The sequence below is a fragment of the Janthinobacterium goodfellowi genome (assembly GCF_051380695.1).
Classification (GTDB): domain Bacteria; phylum Pseudomonadota; class Gammaproteobacteria; order Burkholderiales; family Burkholderiaceae_D; genus Janthinobacterium.
Window position 1 is genome coordinate 216343 of the sequence record NZ_JBNYXN010000006.1, and the last position, 17795, is coordinate 234137.

Annotated in this window: 18 protein-coding genes and 2 pseudogenes; 11 read left to right on the forward strand and 9 right to left on the reverse strand. The window is 52.4% G+C overall.

The features are described from left to right. Positions 1–20 precede the first annotated feature (20 nt). The 9 genes from ACQ4WQ_RS22150 to ACQ4WQ_RS22190 form a co-directional block, all read right to left on the reverse strand. Positions 21–1352, reverse strand: a complete 1332-nt coding sequence (locus tag ACQ4WQ_RS22150) for a TolC family outer membrane protein (RefSeq protein ID WP_436500032.1) — start codon at positions 1350–1352, stop codon at positions 21–23. 141 nt (positions 1353–1493) lie between these two features. Beyond that, positions 1494–1817, reverse strand: a complete 324-nt coding sequence (locus ACQ4WQ_RS22155; RefSeq protein WP_436500034.1) for a rhodanese-like domain-containing protein — start codon at positions 1815–1817, stop codon at positions 1494–1496. A gap of 13 nt (positions 1818–1830) precedes the next feature. Continuing rightward, a complete protein-coding gene (locus ACQ4WQ_RS22160) occupies positions 1831–2481 on the reverse strand; it encodes a protein-L-isoaspartate O-methyltransferase family protein (protein ID WP_152254892.1) in 651 nt (216 codons plus the stop codon). Between the two features lie 170 nt (positions 2482–2651). Next, positions 2652–3302: a TetR/AcrR family transcriptional regulator gene (locus ACQ4WQ_RS22165; RefSeq protein ID WP_326459767.1), complete on the reverse strand. Its 651-nt coding sequence runs from the start codon at positions 3300–3302 to the stop codon at positions 2652–2654. A 394-nt stretch (positions 3303–3696) separates the two neighbouring features. After that, positions 3697–4818 carry a nucleotidyltransferase family protein gene (locus ACQ4WQ_RS22170; RefSeq protein ID WP_436500036.1) on the reverse strand — a complete coding sequence of 374 codons (1122 nt, stop codon included), beginning with the start codon at positions 4816–4818 and terminating at the stop codon, positions 3697–3699. After that, complete coding sequence (locus ACQ4WQ_RS22175; protein WP_436500038.1) at positions 4815–5438, reverse strand: Cap15 family cyclic dinucleotide receptor domain-containing protein; 624 nt, start codon at positions 5436–5438, stop codon at positions 4815–4817. Before ACQ4WQ_RS22175 ends, ACQ4WQ_RS22170 begins: the two co-directional genes overlap by 4 nt. A gap of 199 nt (positions 5439–5637) precedes the next feature. Further along, the gene (locus ACQ4WQ_RS22180; RefSeq protein ID WP_436500040.1) at positions 5638–5805 is read right to left on the reverse strand and encodes a hypothetical protein; all 168 of its coding nucleotides are present in this window, start codon (positions 5803–5805) and stop codon (positions 5638–5640) included. Between the two features lie 216 nt (positions 5806–6021). Continuing rightward, positions 6022–7983 (reverse strand): sensor histidine kinase, encoded by a 1962-nt coding sequence (locus ACQ4WQ_RS22185; protein ID WP_436500042.1) that lies wholly within the window; start codon positions 7981–7983, stop codon positions 6022–6024. Between the two features lie 130 nt (positions 7984–8113). Beyond that, complete coding sequence (locus ACQ4WQ_RS22190) at positions 8114–8827, reverse strand: response regulator transcription factor (protein ID WP_436500044.1); 714 nt, start codon at positions 8825–8827, stop codon at positions 8114–8116. Between the two features lie 269 nt (positions 8828–9096). Between ACQ4WQ_RS22190 and ACQ4WQ_RS22195 the strand changes: the two genes are divergently transcribed. The 11 genes and pseudogenes from ACQ4WQ_RS22195 to ACQ4WQ_RS22245 all read left to right on the forward strand — a co-directional run bounded on the left by ACQ4WQ_RS22195 (position 9097) and on the right by ACQ4WQ_RS22245 (position 17791). Beyond that, on the forward strand, positions 9097–9318 hold the full coding sequence (locus ACQ4WQ_RS22195) for a DNA-binding protein (protein ID WP_436500046.1): 222 nt from the start codon (positions 9097–9099) through the stop codon (positions 9316–9318). A gap of 234 nt (positions 9319–9552) precedes the next feature. Next, positions 9553–10347, forward strand: a complete 795-nt coding sequence (locus ACQ4WQ_RS22200; RefSeq protein ID WP_436500048.1) for a hypothetical protein — start codon at positions 9553–9555, stop codon at positions 10345–10347. Further along, a complete protein-coding gene (locus ACQ4WQ_RS22205; RefSeq protein WP_436500049.1) occupies positions 10331–12226 on the forward strand; it encodes a TnsB C-terminal domain-containing protein in 1896 nt (631 codons plus the stop codon). The genes ACQ4WQ_RS22200 and ACQ4WQ_RS22205 overlap by 17 nt, the downstream gene beginning before the upstream one ends. Before the next feature lie 3 nt (positions 12227–12229). Continuing rightward, positions 12230–13183 (forward strand): TniB family NTP-binding protein, encoded by a 954-nt coding sequence (locus ACQ4WQ_RS22210; RefSeq protein ID WP_436500051.1) that lies wholly within the window; start codon positions 12230–12232, stop codon positions 13181–13183. Next, positions 13180–13581: pseudogene (locus ACQ4WQ_RS22215) on the forward strand (TniQ family protein); the annotation flags it as partial. The gene ACQ4WQ_RS22210 and the pseudogene ACQ4WQ_RS22215, both read left to right, overlap by 4 nt. Before the next feature lie 132 nt (positions 13582–13713). Next, the gene (locus ACQ4WQ_RS22220; RefSeq protein ID WP_436500277.1) at positions 13714–14355 is read left to right on the forward strand and encodes a hypothetical protein; all 642 of its coding nucleotides are present in this window, start codon (positions 13714–13716) and stop codon (positions 14353–14355) included. Between the two features lie 365 nt (positions 14356–14720). After that, entirely contained in the window at positions 14721–14957 is a 237-nt protein-coding gene (locus ACQ4WQ_RS22225; protein WP_436500053.1) for an integrase core domain-containing protein, read from the forward strand. Between the two features lie 83 nt (positions 14958–15040). After that, entirely contained in the window at positions 15041–15550 is a 510-nt protein-coding gene (locus ACQ4WQ_RS22230; protein WP_436500055.1) for a hypothetical protein, read from the forward strand. A gap of 293 nt (positions 15551–15843) precedes the next feature. Next, positions 15844–16025: pseudogene (locus tag ACQ4WQ_RS22235) on the forward strand (transposase domain-containing protein); the annotation flags it as partial. Positions 16026–16547: 522 nt separating this feature from the next. Further along, positions 16548–17417, forward strand: coding sequence for a head GIN domain-containing protein (locus tag ACQ4WQ_RS22240; RefSeq protein WP_436500057.1), 870 nt, complete (start codon positions 16548–16550; stop codon positions 17415–17417). 101 nt (positions 17418–17518) lie between these two features. Continuing rightward, complete coding sequence (locus ACQ4WQ_RS22245) at positions 17519–17791, forward strand: YkgJ family cysteine cluster protein (RefSeq protein ID WP_326459769.1); 273 nt, start codon at positions 17519–17521, stop codon at positions 17789–17791. Positions 17792–17795 lie beyond the last annotated feature (4 nt).

Consider the following 17795-nt stretch of genomic DNA (forward strand, 5'->3'; position numbering starts at 1 on the left):
TTTGCAGGGCAAGACCGCCCTTACTTGTCGAGCAAGGCATTGACGGGCATCAAGTCCGTTTCCTTCAAGGTGCCGGCGGCAGCCTTCAGGCGCAAGCCGTTCATGATGGTGTCGTAGCGGGCTTTCGACAGGTCTTTTTGCGTCGAGAACAATTGTTTCTGCGCATTCAAGACGTCGATATTGATGCGCACGCCCACTTGATAGCCGAGCTGGTTCGATTCCAGCGCCGACTTGCTCGACACTTCCGCCGCTTCCAGCGCCTTGACTTGCGCCAGGCCGCTATTGACGCCGAGGAAGGCCTGGCGCGCGCCTTGCGATGCCGCGCGGCGTGCCGTTTCCAGGTCGTTGCGGGCCTTGTTTTCCAGCGCGATCGATTCGCGCACCTTGCTGGTGACGGCAAAGCCGCTGAAGATCGGGATGCTCCACTGCACGCCGATGGCATTGTTGTTGACGCCGCCGGCGCCGCCCGTCGTGTAAGTGTGGCCCGTGTTGGCGATCAGGTCCAGGGTCGGGTAGTGGCCGGCGCGGTTGCGGCCGATATCGCGCTTGGCCGATTCCACGTTGAACTGGGCCGTGACGACGCCGTAGTTCTGTTCTTCCGCCGAGCTCACCCACGGTTCGATGGCGGCCGGTTCCGGCGCGCTGATGACCACGCCCGTGCGCATCGGCGCCAAGGACGTTGGCGCTTCGCCGATGATGGTTTGCAAGGCGCTGCGCTTGTTGGCCAGGTCATTGATGGCGGCAAATTCCTGCGCCACCACTAGGTCATAGGCCGCTTGCGCTTCGTGCGTATCGGTAATCGTTTGCGTACCGACTTCGAAGTTGCGCTTGGCCGATGCCAGCTGCTCCGTCGTCGCGACTTTTTGCGCCTGCGTGGCGCCCAGGTTGTCCTGCGCGCTGAGCACGTCGAAATACGCCTGCGCCACGCGCGTGATCAGGTCTTGCTGCACCTGTGCAAATTGCGCTTCGGCGATCGCCTGCGCCAGCTTGCTTTGCTGATAGGTTTCCCAGCGATCCCAACGGAACAGCGGCTGCGCCAAGGTCAGGTTGTAGGTATTCGTGTGCACGTTAACGGTCGGCATGGTGATCTTATTGCCTTGACTCAATACGATCGGTTCCTGATTGCCACGCGTATTGCTGCCCGACGCGGAGATTTGCGGCAGCAAGCCTGCCAGCCCCTGCGGAACCCGCTCCATCCCGGCCGACAGGGCCGCGCGCGCGCTGGCATACTGCGCGTCATTGGCCAGCGCCTGCTGGTACACCTGGATGAGATCGGCCGCCTGCGCTTGCAGCGAGCATGTCATCGAGACAAAGGCGCTGGTCATCAGCACGGCGATAAGGGGTTTCCGCATTGCATTTCTCCGTTGGAGTCGTCAAAAGTTGATGGAATCAAAAATCTGCTACCGCTTGCCTTGCACCCGCCGGATGAGCGGGGTACAGGCCTCCGCAGGCATGCAGGAAAACATGCCTGGGTGCATCTACTGCAACATAACTTAGTATTGAGGCATTGCGCCGTCGACTTGCAGCGCCCAGGCATGCACGCCACCCGTCAAATTACTGATCTTGCCAAACCCATTGCGTTCCAGGAAGGCCGCCACTTGCATGCTGCGCATGCCGTGATGGCAGATGCAGACGATCTCGGCGTCCTCATCGAGGTCATCGATGCGGGCAGGAATCGAGTTCATCTGCATCAGGGTGGCACCGTCGAGGTGGCACAGGTCGAACTCCCACTGTTCCCGCACGTCCAGCAGGAACGGACGCGGGCGGGAAGGGTCAGCCAGCCAGGCGGCCAGCTGCGGTGCACTCAAATGCTCCATCGAATCGGTCGCCTCAGAACTGGAAATGCGACGGTGCCACGGCTTGCAGCGGCGTGACATTGGTTTCAAACAGCTTGCGCGTGTCGTAGGCCTTGTCCGAGCTGCGCGTGATCAGGTGCGCCGACATGATCGGCGCTTCGCCGATGATGGCCAGGATGCGGCCGCCGACTTTCACTTGTTGCAACAGCGCTTCCGGCAACACGGCCAGGGCGCCGGACACGACGATCACGTCGTATGGCGCGCCCTTGCTCCAGCCCTGGGCGCCGTCGCCCAGTTCCACGGTCACGTTGGTCACGCCGTTGGCGGCCAGGTTCTGCTCGGCCAGGGCTTTCAATTGGGGAACGATTTCCACGCTCGTCACATGACGCGCCTTGTGCGCCAGCAAAGCGGCCATGTAACCGCTGCCGGTACCGATTTCCAGCACATTTTCATGCTTCTTGACGGCTACGTCCTGCAAAATGCGCGCTTCCAGCTTCGGCGTCAACATGCATTCGCCGCCGCCCAGTGGGATTTCCGTATCGACGAAGGCCAGGTTTTTATAGGCAGCCGGCACGAAATCTTCACGTTTGACCACGTTCAACAGCTCCAGCACGTCGATATCCAGTACGTCCCATGGACGGATCTGCTGTTCGATCATATTGAAGCGGGCTTGTTCGATATTCATCTTTGGACTCGGTAAGTGAAGTAATAATCCGCCATTTTATCGTTGAACTGGCTGAAAGCACATGTTAACCATAAAGGCGGGGAATGGAGGAAATTTGCGACGATCTGCAGATTTGGGGGGGCGAACCTTGGAAAAGGGGTAACTGAACGGTAGTAGCCAGGCCCGGTGCATCAGCTTTTCCCGGGCGCCTCCGCCTGCAGGCTGCGCAAGCTCATGTCGATAAAGGCATCCATATAGGCGAGCGGATCGATATCCTTGACCTCGCACGGCACGAAAGAGTGCGTCCACATCATGAGCATGGTGACGGGCGCGCTGAGGATGGTGCTGACCAGCACAGGATCGATCTGGCGGAATTCGCCCCGCTGCATGCCCCGTTCCAGCAGGCTAACAATCAGCCCATTGCCGCGCGCGACGACTTCTTCGTTGTAAAACTGCGCCAGTTCCGGGAAATTGTTCGCTTCGGCCAGCATCAGCTTGGTCAAACCGGCCAGTTTGGTGGCGCCGAATTCTTCCCACCACTGCATCATCACCTTGCGCAACAATTCGGCGCTGGTGCTGTCCGAAGCGGCCATGCTGTCTTCCGCCTCGCCGATCGACTGCACGATATTGTCGCGCACGACGGCCTTGAACAGCTCTTGTTTATTCTCAAAGTACAGGTACAGGGTGCCTTTCGACACGCCCGCCCGCTTGGCCACATCCTCCAGGCGCGTCGATGCGAAGCCCCGTTCGACAAACAGGTCGAGGGCGGCAGCGAGTAATTCCTGCGGGCGGGCATCCTTGCGCCGCTCCCAGCGGGGCTTGGTATCAATCGGGGCTTGCATGTATCTTTCCAAGTAACTTACTTTTGAGTCATTAATAGTAGCCCTGTCTACGGGCAAGGTCAAGCGCAGGCGACCGTTGGACGACAGATGAGTTTGCACTGGCGACAGATGAGTTTGCACTGGCGACGCATAAGTTTGCACTGGCGACGCATGAGTGTGCACCAGCTACGCCTAAACTTGCTTTGGGACGTTAAGGAGCGCATCCGTTTGCACCGGTAAATCCGCCATTGTTGCAGTAAACTTGGCGGGGAAGGCGATCAGATTGCATAGTACCAGCTAGTAGGCCATGTTTGAAACATCAATAAACGCCTATGTACGGCACCATCACGGTCGTCCAAAAGCCAGTAGAGATGCCTTCCAAAAATACAATTTAATTCATTCGCCACTGTACCATCTAGGCAATTACAGTTGACCTAAGAGTTCGTGATACCTGCTCATCCGTCACTTTGATAGCAGAGCCAATCAATTCTTGAGCAATAGCCTCAGCCAATTCATTAACTTCAATATATAAAAAAATAAGTGCCGTAAATTTTTCATCCGAGTCAATGATACATCGCGTGCCGTCCGGCGTCTTTAGCTGCATGGCACGAGGTTTATCTACGACAAAACTCGCTAACTCGGTTTGTGCCACTGCAACCAGAGAAAGCTCATTCCATCGTTGAACATTAAGTGCATCGGAACGGAAGTGCCAAACCAATCCGGCAACATCATAACTATTAAGAGTAATCAGTGCAGCTCGATCTGAATCGACTTTCAAAGTCTTCAGCAATCGAATCATTTTCTTTGCGCCACCATTTGCCAGAATATCTTTGACATTTATGTGATGCATATGCAGGAAGGGATAGTTTTTGATAGTCTGAGCAGACGAAGTGTCTAAAATGCACACTCCTCTATCTTTTTTCTCTCCAGTTTTCTGATAGTCAACAGTGTCATGCCAATGCGAAGGGACAACATCAATCTTGCGACTAAGTGAGCCGCCACTAAGGGCTATTGACTTTGATCCTGTAGTATCGACATCCGCTTCGGGAAACGCCGCACGAAGTACACTGGCAGATCTTGTCCTCAATCGAAGTAGTAACTGAGGTCCAGACTCGCCTGTCCAATCCGAATATTCACCGCGAAGATTTTTCGCGCCAAAAATGTCTATGGTTACAAAACCCTTCCGAAGAACCAAAAGATCAACATCACTTGTTCCTCGTATGTGTACATTAAGAGGTACAGAGCCTTGATACTCGAATTCAACAGGAATTTCTCCTAACAGAGATTTTTCCAATTGATTTTTTACCCGGTCACCTTGAGCGTAGGAATTCTTGGTGTACTGAGCATCGACCTCCTGCAATGCGCCCAAAGCATACCGCGTTGCCTTATTGATAGAACGCTTTTCATAGGCCTCTTCAAGCGGAACGTGAAATGCCGAATCAAGCGCCACAGAATCGCTTTTTGCCAATAATCCAGAAGTCCCCCCTTGACGACGACGCTTCAAGCCCTGCAGTTTACTATCATAGTCTTTGCTCATTTCTTTTCCTTTTTTAGACTCATCCGGCCAAATGATCCTCTTCCTTTTGCATTAAAGTAGTCACCATCAGCATTGTTCAGTTCTTTGTCAAATCTGAGCTCACAATAGCCGACATGGGGCTTCAACTCTGGCTCACCGATACGCGGCTCGTTACGATAGCTATACATTAACGTCCAACAACCATCAGGCTCGGGGATCAATGCGGCAGAGACGCTGTTCGATGCAGAAGTGGAAGTCTCAGAACGAACTCGTATTTTTTCCCAATTTTGAGAAATAGCTATCTTTGCACTCCATTCGAATTGAATTTTCCCCTCCAAATCAATGGTCCGTCCACTGCAGGTCCAAGAGCCGCCTATATGAGGAACTTGCGAAAAAAAGGATAAAAACCGCCAGCCAAATCGATTGAACAACCAATGCGCCGCCGTATAAGCAAGCCCGCCAGTCAGCGAAACCATAACAATCTTGTGAGTCCATTCAGGGAAGCCGTAATTGTCGAGAACTTGAACTAAGCCAATACTCGCCGCTGCCACCAACGAAGCGGCTAATGCTGCAAGCGCCCCCAAATACCGACCAATCGATGTCCGATTGTGTCCCACTATGGAATATTCATGTGCCTGCATCAAATAAATTCCTGCTCAGAAGCACCATGGTGCAATATAAAAATTAGCGATGTAGCGGCATGCAAAGAAGTGTATTTAAACTTAAAATTTTCAAGAATTAATAATTCACTAAAAACCTTAAAGAAATTTCTGCTGCGCCCTGAGTTACATGCAATCTAATTAAAAATGGTGGGGCGATATAACGTCGCCCCACCATTGCTTAAGCGTAACGAATGAGTTTCCAGGTTACCGCTTTTCCACCATGTGGCGGCATAACGTTATGAATCGCAATCGGGGCAGTGGTGGGTGGGGAGTCTTGCGACTCCCACACACCGCTTTCAGGACAGCGCTCGCCGGTTTTTGCAGTAGTACCAATAGGCTTCTTCATGTCTATATCTCCTTGAGCTAGACGGTTGTGAACGCATGGATAAGCATGCGAGTATTTAGATCACTTGCCGGAGATAGCAGCCTGAGCTCAGTCAAACTCCGATACCAAGAATCTGACTAAAGTTTGACAAAAATCACATAAAGTTCATATGCATAAATGACTAAATTTATGTTTACTTGAAGACAATTTTCTAGCTAAGAAGTAAATAGAAATTTACTATTGGGACAACGGCAAACGTATGCGGAATACGACCCCGCTCGGGATATTCCGCGCGTGAACGCTTCCACTCATCCTTCCCAGGTAGCTGCGAGCAACGAAGAGACCGACACCACTTCCGACTGTCAACTCTGATGGGGTTGTAGAGAAGCCGTATTCGAAGATTTTCTCAAAATTTTCATCTGCAATATAAGAGCCGTCGTTTTCGATCTCGATCAAAACATGATATCCGTCAATGACCAGCTTCATGCGTATCGACGTACTCGGTGCACGAAAGCGAGCAGCATTGGCCAAAATATGCGTTATCGCGTCTTCGATTGCGCCATCGTCGACGTCACAATTGACACCAGTAAGTGGACCGTCATAGATGACGTCCGGGATATTCTGAAGCTTTGCGTTGGCGGCTAATTCTGAAACGAATGCCGCGATATCTTGCTTTTCCAACGAAAGCATACGGTTGCCAAAAGCGTGCTCAGGCGCAAGGTTGCCCTGCAGGTGAGGGAGCGCAGCGACAATACGATCAACGTATTTCCTACTATCAGATCCTTGATCATGCATGCTTAACAGAGCTTGGAGTGGCGATCGTATTTCGTGGCCAATCACTCGGATATTGGTCTCACGGATTTTCAGATCCTCCATCTTTCGATGGTGCTCATCGGAGCGGCGCGCCTCCCGATCAGCCAGATCGCGAGCTGCTCGATGCCGAGTGTCTTTGAGAAGCTCATTAAACCCCCGCGCCAACGTACCAATTTCATCTACTTGATTTGAAAATGGAAGCTCGGCACCTACTTGGCCCGCATGCGCTACCAGTTGACGCGACTGGCGAGTCAAAATGAAGATCGGCCTTAATAGCTGCCTAAAAAAATAAAAAGTAACGATCACGCCAGCAACAATCAACCCGGTCAGCCCAATCAGTGCCTGCCACAGCCCTTTCTCAATGACATTTCCGGGATGGATAACCTGAAAATTTAGGCTGGTATCGGGGAGTATCTGATAGCGGGTAAGATCATTAGAAGCAATAAGCAAATCCCCATCCACCACTTCGACAGGACCGAACTTATGATCAGTTTTATAGCGATCATTTTCAGCAGGAGCTACAATGTGCATCGCTATCGATTTACCGTTCCCGTCTCGTTTATGAATTCTGAGTTCCGCATGGGTTTTGTAAATCTGGTCCGCCAACGAAACGATGGACTGATTCGATACCCCAATCGCTTTGTAGTCAGTTAAACGGGGAGCATTACCGACAGCACTAACGTCGCGTCGCGAAAATGTTAGCTTAATGTCCTGCCAACCCCGAGGCGGCCATTCGCCCTCGCCCATCTCCGCATCTATATCTGCTTCCGGATCAAACTCCTTAAAGTTAATTCGGACAACGTAGTTAAGTATTTGGCTTCCATCAACTTGACGCTGTGCGTATGCCCATCCCTCGACACGCTTGTCGCGTTCGCGCGAGGTTCTTGACGTTTCGCGATAAGCAGTAATTTCGTACCGTCCCTTTTGAACGTCGATTTTTGCAGGCTGCTGCAACACCAGCCACCATGAAGTCGTCTTGCTTCCTATGGCAATTTGAATCTTCAACATGTCGGCGTTGAATCCAACATCTCCTGTTTTAAGTACCGTCACTGAATCATCTACGACAGACGCCGACAAAAACAGGAACTTTCCCAAGGCTCTGTTCTGCACGAAATACGGACAGAAACGGTCCTTTTCCGAGGCATTGTCTTCTCGCAACGATTGCGTTGAAGCAAGCGTGACGAAGCAATTCCGTGGCGGCTGGCGCGGGGGAGATCGGTCTCCAGCAGGCAATGCTACGTAATAAGAGCGAGGAAGAAGCAGTGGAGTTACGACGCGCTTCTCGGCAAGCAGCTTTTCCAGATTCTGTTCAATCGTAAATCGCTCATCCGCTTCATATCGTCCAACAAGTTCACGTAGGTCGCGTTCCAGGAATTCGCCTCGCATAGAACGAGCCTTTTCCATTGACGTAGTGATGAGTTGATAAAGTATCCAAAATGATATGACACCTAGACCAAGAAGCGCTATACCACTTCTGAGCGTCAGCTGATATCGGCGAATTAATGTAATAAGCCGACTATTCACGCCAAAAATATCCGAACATTGGCTTTGACTTGACCTTGTCAAAGTTGTCGTCGATATCCTTGAATGCACTTCTAATATTCTGAATATGCACCCGAAGGGTTTCAACATTACGTCCACTGTCCAGCAAATCAAAGAAATCTGAAAATGGAACCGGCGAATTTAAATTATGTACCATCTCTTCGACAATTCGTAGTTCTGTCATCGTCAGGTGCACAGTGACATTTTTCCAACTTGCGGGATGCCGGCTACTACGGTCTATTCTTAGATTAGGATCAAGCGTGGCGCCGCTGACATCTGCGTTTCGTGGCTTTTTAATCTCGACTTGAGCAATGCGAAAACCAATGGCTCGTTTGGCTTGAGTCACGAAATCACTTTCTATCACAGGCTTCTGTAAATAGTCCCAAACTCCTAAGGCTTTGAAAACATCGCGATGTACCTCAGCCTGCGGCGATCCGGAAACGATGAGCAACGGACATCGCATTGAGTCAATTACCTTCGCAATCTTTATGCCGCCTAATCGATCTGTTCCGGACCCAAGATCTAAATCAGAAACGACAAGATCAAAATCTATCGTTTCTATTGCCGCCAAGGCGCTATCAAAGGCAAAAAACTGCTGGACCTCGCAATCCGGCCAGACAGATAGAAGATAGCCTTTGAACTGGTCGTTTGTCGGTTGATCGTCTTCGATGATTGCTATGGTGTACATGTAGGTCTCTCAGCGGCTATTTCTCAGTGTACAAGATTGCAAACTAAGTGGATAGCGAAGTGAAATAAATGAGTCTTTATGTCTTCGAATTCCTGCGATGCCCCCCCTAAACGGCGAGTGTACAGATCAAAAAAAAACAATTTCTAACACCCAAAATAGCGCAAAAAACAGAAAAGCAAAACCAAAAAAAATGAACAGAATCAAATACTTGCATTCATTTTTACTGTGTTGTAGAGTCCAATAAAATGTGTAAAAGAAGAGTAACAGACATGCTTTTGACCGCAGATCAAGTCTTAGAAGAGTTCCGCGAACGGGGTATTTCTGTTGCGGAGTGGAGCCGTCACAACGGTTTCAAACCAAATTTAGTTTATCAAGTCCTGCGTTCGAGGACCCTTCCTGAGCGGGGAAAAAGCCATGCTATTGCTGTGGCTCTAGGCATGAAGAAAGGAAAAATTACCCCTGACTTTAGTTGGGTAACAGGTCAAACGTAGGGAGGGGATCTATAGCAAAAACAAACGTCAGCGACAAGCACAACCCAGAAGTAAAACGGGCCCCTACGGGCCCGTTTTAAGGTTGCATATCTAAAGACACGAACCTGTTCGCGCTCGTAGTGTCTCTCGAATGCAACTGTGAGTCAAGTCGTCCCTACGTTTTGGGTCGGCGCCACAACAGTCATCGCGGCCGTTTCAAGGCCGTGATGAAACCAATCATTCAGAGGAATGCTAATGCTTTCAGCTCCAAGAATTCATCACAAGCGCTTAAAACCGATCACTGCCAACACCTCAGGGTATCCCAATTCCACAGGCATAAATGCTGAAATAGAGTTTCAAACTGCGACCATGCCGTCGCAAATAGACCTGTTTTATCAGATCGACCAAGCATTTAAAAAATCTCCCAATGTCGCACGCATTTTTCACGGTGACCGCCGTATATGCCAGGGTGGACGGGGCCGAAGAACCGCCCTGTTTCCCAGTCGTAAATGCGGGGGGCATGTTCCCTTGGAGAGCCAGCTTGAGCTTGCCTATGCCGTTGTACTTGAACGATCACCTCTGGTCCGCGACTACCGCACTCAAGCCATTCGTATCCCCTTACCCGGCGACCGATCAGCACATCCGGACTTTCTAATCAGGACCGTAGACGGCACCTTTGAGATACATGAGGTCAAGCCATCCATTGAGTACCTCTCGGCCGAAGCCATCCAGCGGTTCGCTACCATCGGAGCGTTGCTCGCCCGAACTGGCATAGGATTCAAGGTAGTCGATGCAAGCGACCTATGCAGCGGCGTCGAGCTACAGAAGCTGCTAGGCCAGTATTCGCGCGGCCACATCCAGGCCATCTCTCAACAGCAAATCGATCTTGGAACAACCATACTCAGGGACGGCAATATTAATTCTTTTAGCGAGGCCTATAAGCTTCTGCGAGAGCAGCAACTTCCAGTGCAACTAGCGGACTACCTCCATTTTCACCAGCAATGGGCTTTTCGTTCTGCCAAGGGGCTGCCCAATGACCAAAATTATTGAGCCGACCCTCGGCGTGCGATTCACCATGCATGGAGCGGAATTTGAAGTGAGCTTTGTTTCGCGCGGACGTGTTCGCTATTCAAGCAGTGCCGGTGGGGCCGTTCACCATATGGAGTACCGCGCGTTCCTCGACCTTCAGGCTACAGGAACGCTGATACCTGCTGAAAGCTCAGTCAGGCTGATAACCGCACACAATAGCCAAATCGTGGTCCGCAAGCATCGCTATGTCCAGGCTGCGATCCTCAATCTTACTCGCCCAACAGCGAGGTCAGCGCTGAGGTCAATTATCAATACCGTTTCGAATGAGATTTCTGATAGCAGTCCGCCGTCAGTACGATCCGTGTCGTATTGGATACTGTCGTTTCGGCTCAATGGCCTCGCCGGTTTAGCTCCGCGCAGAAGAATCGGAAACAGGACAATGCGATTTGGCATCGAACTTGAACACCTCGTCACCGAAGCAATCAACAGTGAATTTTTGAAACGAGAGCGGAGCGACAGCAAGGCAGTTCAGGCTTACATCGCTGGGCGCGCGCCCGACCTTGGCATAGGTGTCCCCAATAATGCTGATCTAGTATCAACCCGCACAATCCAACGTCGGTTTAGACAACTGGACCCGCACCTGGTCGCGCACGCTCAAAACGGCAGCCTTGCAGCAAGTAAAATTGCTCGCGCTGCAGGGAAATCAGTCAAAGCCGTTAAAATCCTGTCCCTTGTCCAGATGGACACTCACATAGTTGACGTACACGTCGTTGATCCGGACACTGGCGAGGTGCAAGGCCGTCCACGCCTGACGGTAATTCTTGACGTAAACACGCGATGCATTGTCGGCTTCTACTTAGGCCTCTACAACGCCAACGCTAGTACATCGTTGGCAGCACTAAAAGACATGGTGGTTCGATACGGCATACCCGCACTAATAGTTCCCGACAACGGAGTCGAATTCGCCAATTCAGCGTTCATCCTATTTTGCGCAGCACTGGCGATCACCATCTCACCTGCCCAGAAGTACGATCCAAATGGCAAAGCACATCTCGAGTCGTTCTTCGGCACATTGACGGCTGCATTAATCCAGACCTTGAGCGGTACCACTTTTTCAAATCCCGCTAAACGAGGTGACTACAATTCTACGAAAAAGGCCCGCTTCACTCTCGATCAGGTGAAATCATTTACTGAAGAGTGGATTAGCGAGATCTATCACAAGACCGTCCATACCCGCACAATGCGGGCACCTGGTATGGCATGGGATGAACAAGAAAAAGCATTCCCCCCAATGAAGTTGAGTTCAGAAGAAGCGGATGCTCTTGCACGACGTCCATATCAGAGGACCATCCAAGGTGGCCGCGTCCAGTACGACAGGCTTCAGTTCTATTCGCATGCGTTGGCCACTCTCGAAGCCAAAGGATACTCAACAGTCACAATCTTGGTAAATGAGCTCGATTTGCACACCGTGTTCATCGAAGACCCAACTAAAAAAGGGGAGCTGATTATGGCTGAATCAATCGACCCTGCTTACACTGAAGGATTGACTCAGTATGCCCATGAGGAAGCAAAAAAAATTGTGAACGAAATGGCCGAGTCCGACAGACGTAAATTTGGTCGCAACCACCTCACCGCCGCCCGTTGGGAACTTATGAAACGCATTCAGACGGAAAGCGAAGTAGCAAAGAAATGGCTACGAAAACTGACTAACGGGAAAGGGCGTGAAAAGGTTACAAAAGACCATAAAGAAAAAATCGAATCACATCTTAGCTTTGTAGAAATAGACAATGTAGTCGCCGTTTCCTCGCCACCACTCGTCGCGATCCCGACAAGCTTGCCGAACTCACGGTCCGAAAATTGGGCCTCCGTCGCGAAGTTCAACTCGTTTGATGTGGAGTAGATTATGGATCGCGAAAATTTTATCCACCGAGTCGCACAACTCGATAAAATGATTATTGCACATGATGCATTCAGTGCGGCGGTGCATGGCATAGAAGATTGTGTGGCCAAATCTCAATTCTATCGTGAACCGATAGGCAGCCTGCTGCTTGCCGAAGGAGGAATGGGGAAGACCACCGTGTACCGCACAATTTTATCTCGCCTACCAAAGGCTGTCGAACGAGATGAAAATTGCGACCGAACAATCGTACCTGCCTTCTATTTCGAAATACCGTCGCCGGCTACCGTTAAGAGCGTCGCGGCGAGCATGCTCGAGGCGCTAGGTGCGGATAGACATTTATCGGGTGCGTCCGCCGCCTTCATGACGGACCGGCTATGTAAATTATTGGGGAAATCGAAGACGATGATAGTGTTCGCCGACGAATTCCATAACCTATTCAACTTCGGACCTCGTTCAACCAAGATCAACACTGCCGTATGCAACTGGATCAAATGGATGGTGAACAATACGAAGATATCGTTCTGCCTTGTAGGGCTGCCCGACATTGCTTCGTTTCTCTTGGCTGATAGCCAGTTGGCTCGTCGATTCCCAATGCACTACCATCTTAGGCCCCTTTCCCCAGGTGATCAGGAGAGGCCCGGCGCGTTGGTTCCCTTCGTAATCGAAGCCATGCAACAAGGCAAGCAGCGACTACAATTCGAGTCAGTACCTAAGATGGAAAGCCTCTATTCTGCAAATCAGATATATGCAGCCACCGGCGGGAGCCCATCATTCGTGATAGCCCTGATCAAAGAGGCAGCACTAAATGCACTTGAATCAGGTGCGACGCACATGACATTGGAAAACTTCGCCGCTGCTTGGGACTCCGGCGCTAGCAACAGCGCAAGCCTCGTCAGAGAAAACCCGTTCAGACTGTCTCACGGGGCATTGGCTACGGCGTTGCGGAGAAGCGCATGATACCCTACCTACTCTTCCGCCCCATTCCTTACGCTGATGAAACTGCCGCGAGCCTATTGATCCGGGCGGCCGAAGAAAATGGGCATAAGAATGTCTACCAACTCCTTGCTGGGAAAGGAATTCGGATCAACGAGCTAGGCTTGCGAGCATGCCTCATTGATCCGCGAAGATATCGCGGCCTCGTTCAATCATTGGGATTAGCGGACGACGCAGCGGCGCTCGCACTGGAGCGCGTTGGCCCCTCGAGGAGGGCACCTCGCTGTTACCGTTCTATAGCGATTCCAGCCATTTTATTCCGGCGTCATGAGGCCAGTGCATTCTGTGCAGAGTGTTTAATAGAGGCCCCATACTTGCGGCAGCAATGGCTAATCCGCCCCTTTTCGGTTTGCGTTAAGCATCTGCGGCTCTTGGTCGCTCACTGCCTTAGCTGTGGAAAAGTCCCATCGATTGGTCGCGGAAACCTTACTCGCTGCAACCACTGTAAGACCTCTCTGCTAGAAATGTACGGTACGTCGGTGTGCGTCGATTCAATGATTTCAATCCAGCGCATGATGGATGCGCACGATGTCGAACCACTAGGTATTATCTTGGAGTTCTGGGAGACACTCTTGCGTTTTGACGAGCAGGGGGATCAGCCGTCAGCTGAGCATGCGCGGCTTGACGCTTCAGTTTCGTTCGCTCTCGGAGGCATCGACGCTGAGAACTACGTTGCAGGGCTGGTTGAAGAGCGTTTATCGTCGTTACATCCACGCATCCAGTTAGAGCCATTCATGTCGGGCACCGCGCCACTTAAGAATTTCGCTGAAGGGATAGTCGATCTCGTTTCACCGCTCCCTAAAATTGGCACCGGCCTTCCTAGCATTTCGAAGCTAGGCAAAGGTGAAGTCTGCCGAGTATTAGATATCACGGCACTCCAACTGGCCGAACTGATCGAGAGCGGCAATTTGAAATGGCCTCAAAACGGAGGGCGACAACGAAAGATCTCCATCACCGACGTTGAATTTATGCTGCATGGGTTCAGTCTTGGTGAGCGAGAAGTCTCGCACCTCGCCTCAAACGAGAAAATAATGGATCAAAATGCAAAGCGTATAGTTGCGCACGCAGATCCTCGCGATGAGAGCGATGGTCCTCCGCGCTTAACTTGGGAATCATTCTGGCGAGGAGAAATATAAATACCCTAAGGATTCCATTTGTCGGCCAGCTTTGAGTGTTGACCGTATAGGCTATATCTTTAGTTCCGTTTCAACATCGGTTGCTGGCTGTGTTCACTAGTGAAGTTGAGCGGGGGGAGGTAGGACACGCCATCATGCTAGGATTCCTACGCGAACTGGTGCTCGTCCAGCGCAATCGACAAGTACACGTTCCAGCTTCCGGGACGACTAAAGACCGAGGAAGCCAAATAACGCAAGCACCGGTGCACTTTGAAGCATCCTCATGAAGAACTAAGGGAATAGGCTTTGAAGGATATTACGACCGGGTCGCGGGATTCGCGAGGGTACGGCGCCTGGTCTTCACCAGCCGCACCTTCACGGCTCTGGTGCGTGGCTATGGTCTCAAGCAGGAGTTCATAACACCTCACTGCCCGCAGCAAAATGGCATAGTGGAGCGGGTAATCCACACTTTGAAGGAACAGGGCGCGCACCGGCATCGTTTCGAGACTTTGCAGTACGCCGGCCGCATGATCGGCGACTGGATTCAGTTTTACAACCACAAGCGTCCACACCAGGCGCTGAGGATGCAAACCCCAGCGGCTACTTTTGCATTAGCCGCGTAAGTTGAGCAGATTTCGCTGGGTCATTGCAATGTTGATGACGTGCCAAATACTGCACAATGGCAAGTGGCAAAGAAAAGTGCAGCATGCTGCACATTACATGTGGGGACTGGATGCTAATTTTTCTTGACACTGAATATACCGATCCAGTGAACTGCGATCTCATCAGCATTGGCATGGTGGGCGAGGATGGCAAGAATGAGCTGTACCTGGAACGCTCAGATTTTCGGGTGGAATGGTGTAATCAGTTTGTTCAATCCACTGTGCTGCCGCTACTGGGCAAGACTGGCCCGGCTATCACCCAATCCAAGCTAACCACACAGTTGGCCGCATGGTTTCTAACGCTGCCGCGTAACGTTACTATCGCGTGCGACAGCATCACAGACTGGAAGCTACTCGTTGCCGCGCTGAATGGAATACATCCACCGAACCTGACCGGCCGTTATGATTTGCGTGGACATATTGACTCATCGGAATTTCATCATGCCGTAATCCGATATCATGAACACTACGGGCCATGGCACCATGCTTTACACGATGCGCATGCGCACCGGCATGGCTGGCTAGCTTGGCAAGACAGCAGGAAGAGTCAATAGGCCTGACGTCTGAGCAGCGCAGCTTCATCTTCAATGAGCAGAGTAAGGCTGAGCACGCATTGTCGTTAATGAAGCATTAAAGGCTACGTAAAAAAAGCTTAACGGAACGATTTGAGACTGCATTGAGTTACTGTGTGACTGAAGTTCCTTGCGGATTGCGCCTCATTGAGACTTTGCAACATCCATGATACGAAAGCGCACCAGCCAGCATGTGTTAGCGCCTCACCGAACGTCGCAGTCTCATTCCGCCCGTATGCGTATTCCCAGCGCCGTCTAGACTGTCTGCGCAGTGTCTGTTTATCGGCTCGGAACTGGCGGGCTGCCGCGCCGCAGCCATCCAAAGCCTGTTCGCTATCGCCAAGCTCAACGGACTTGACCGGCGTGCTGGCTCGCCGATGTCTTGGAACGTCTCCCGACGTGCCCCAACAGCCAGATCGACTCGCTGTTGCCATTCCCGGACTTTATTCAGATCTAAGCACGCTGTACAGGTGGGATAGTTGGGCGCTTACGGCTATGCCGATGTGCTCGAACATCAAGCAACACATGGTAGCAAGGACCGCTGTGCTCAGCGCACTTCGCAGCCTAACGGATGGCCAGTTAGTAGAGTGCAAGCTTATGTGTCGCTTTCAGACCGTAGTGCAAGCTTATCTGTCGTCCAGTGCAAACTTATGTGTCGCCGAAATTCGTAAGTCCCTGTTTTTACATAACGTCCGGTGCAAACTCATGTGTCGCTCAACGGCGACGCGGGGCACCGTCCCGTATGCTGAACACGGGTATTGTACGCTCCATGTCGGCGTTGGCGACACCTCCTCTGGCGCCTGAGCTGTGGCGCTGGGTGAACCAAAATGCGTTTCAGCCCCCGTTTTGCGCAGTTCATCGCATTGGCGTTCAGCAAAGACAGGCGCTTTGCTATCTTGACATCGACAGCACGGCAGCCGCGGCGCGGCAGCCGGCTTATTTCTTTGTCCTGAACTAAAACAATCATAAAGGAAACACCATGCGTACCTTGCTGGCCCTGTGCTGTGCCGTTGCCCTCGGCGGTTGCGCCATCGTCATCAACCCCAACGATGGCGAAGTGCGCCATGCGGACTCGGGCGGCAATGCCATCCAGGGCAATGAACAAGTGAGCCGCGACGTGCGCCAGGTCAGCAACATCAACACGCTCGAGATCGACAGCATGAAACGCATCGATATCAAGATCGACGTGCGCGTGGGGCCGGCAACATCGCTGATGATCGAAGCGGACAGCAATCTGCAGCCGCGCATCCATAGCGAAGTGAGCGGCAATACCCTGCGCATCTGGAGCGATACGAACATTCGCAGCAGCAATGGCATCCACGTCATCTACACGACGCCGCAATTGAGGAAGATCAACATCTCCGGCTCGGGCCGCCTGGTGGCCAGCGGTTTCAATGGCGAGGATTTCAGCCTGGAGCAGCGCGGTTCGATGAAGAGCGAATTGTCGGGCACGGTGGGACGCTTCGACGTGGCCAACAATGGCTCGGGCAGCGTCAACGCGGCGGCCCTCGCCAGCGGCAACACGGATGCGGTGCAAAACGGCTCGGGCAACATCCAGCTGGGCAGCGTGCGCGGCGAACGCATCAACGTGGCCGTCAACGGCTCGGGCAGCATCAGCGCCAGCGGCGCCGTGCAGCGCCTCGACGCCAACGTGAATGGCTCGGGCGACATCAACCTGGCCGCCCTGCGCAGCGACGTTGCCTATCTGGCGAGCAACGGTTCCGGCGACATCGACGTCACCGTCCAGAATGAAGTCAACGCCCGCGCCAGCGGTTCCGGCCGCATCACCGTGCATGGCGATCCGGCCCGCCGCACCCTGTCGGGCAAGCGCGTCAGCATCGTGCGCTAGGCCGAATAACCTCTTGCAACTTCACAGCCAGGCCAGTCCTGGCGCTACTGCGGAGCCGGCTTGCTATACTGTCGGCTCCTCACCCGCCCGCCTGAAATTCCATGTCACCATCTGCCACCCTGGCATGCCGCCCATCGTGCGGCGCCTGCTGCACCGCACCGTCCATCACCAGCCCCATTCCCGGCATGCCGGATGGAAAACCGGCGGGCGTGCGCTGCATCCAGCTGGCCGACGACAACCGCTGCAAGATCTTTGGCCAGCCGGAGCGGCCCGCGTTTTGCGGCGGCCTGCAGCCGTCCGAAGAGATGTGCGGCAGCAGCCGCGAACATGCCGTCCAGTGGCTAAGCGATCTTGAACGGCTGACGGCGCCCTGAGCTG

Bases quoted from the DNA above. Each gene is read 5' to 3' on its own strand.
- ACQ4WQ_RS22170 (WP_436500036.1), bottom strand. From the start codon at position 4,818: ATGAGCAAAGACTATGATAGTAAACTGCAGGGCTTGAAGCGTCGTCGT.
- ACQ4WQ_RS22175 (WP_436500038.1), bottom strand. From the start codon at position 5,438: ATGCAGGCACATGAATATTCCATAGTGGGACACAATCGGACATCGATT.
- ACQ4WQ_RS22185 (WP_436500042.1), bottom strand. From the start codon at position 7,983: ATGCGAGGCGAATTCCTGGAACGCGACCTACGTGAACTTGTTGGACGA.
- ACQ4WQ_RS22155 (WP_436500034.1), bottom strand. From the start codon at position 1,817: ATGGAGCATTTGAGTGCACCGCAGCTGGCCGCCTGGCTGGCTGACCCT.
- ACQ4WQ_RS22230 (WP_436500055.1), top strand. From the start codon at position 15,041: ATGCTGCACATTACATGTGGGGACTGGATGCTAATTTTTCTTGACACT.
- ACQ4WQ_RS22195 (WP_436500046.1), top strand. From the start codon at position 9,097: ATGCTTTTGACCGCAGATCAAGTCTTAGAAGAGTTCCGCGAACGGGGT.
- ACQ4WQ_RS22240 (WP_436500057.1), top strand. From the start codon at position 16,548: ATGCGTACCTTGCTGGCCCTGTGCTGTGCCGTTGCCCTCGGCGGTTGC.
- ACQ4WQ_RS22210 (WP_436500051.1), top strand. From the start codon at position 12,230: ATGGATCGCGAAAATTTTATCCACCGAGTCGCACAACTCGATAAAATG.
- ACQ4WQ_RS22245 (WP_326459769.1), top strand. From the start codon at position 17,519: ATGTCACCATCTGCCACCCTGGCATGCCGCCCATCGTGCGGCGCCTGC.
- ACQ4WQ_RS22190 (WP_436500044.1), bottom strand. From the start codon at position 8,827: ATGTACACCATAGCAATCATCGAAGACGATCAACCGACAAACGACCAG.
- ACQ4WQ_RS22205 (WP_436500049.1), top strand. From the start codon at position 10,331: ATGACCAAAATTATTGAGCCGACCCTCGGCGTGCGATTCACCATGCAT.
- ACQ4WQ_RS22200 (WP_436500048.1), top strand. From the start codon at position 9,553: ATGCTTTCAGCTCCAAGAATTCATCACAAGCGCTTAAAACCGATCACT.
- ACQ4WQ_RS22165 (WP_326459767.1), bottom strand. From the start codon at position 3,302: ATGCAAGCCCCGATTGATACCAAGCCCCGCTGGGAGCGGCGCAAGGAT.
- ACQ4WQ_RS22180 (WP_436500040.1), bottom strand. From the start codon at position 5,805: ATGAAGAAGCCTATTGGTACTACTGCAAAAACCGGCGAGCGCTGTCCT.
- ACQ4WQ_RS22160 (WP_152254892.1), bottom strand. From the start codon at position 2,481: ATGAATATCGAACAAGCCCGCTTCAATATGATCGAACAGCAGATCCGT.
- ACQ4WQ_RS22220 (WP_436500277.1), top strand. From the start codon at position 13,714: ATGATTTCAATCCAGCGCATGATGGATGCGCACGATGTCGAACCACTA.
- ACQ4WQ_RS22150 (WP_436500032.1), bottom strand. From the start codon at position 1,352: ATGCGGAAACCCCTTATCGCCGTGCTGATGACCAGCGCCTTTGTCTCG.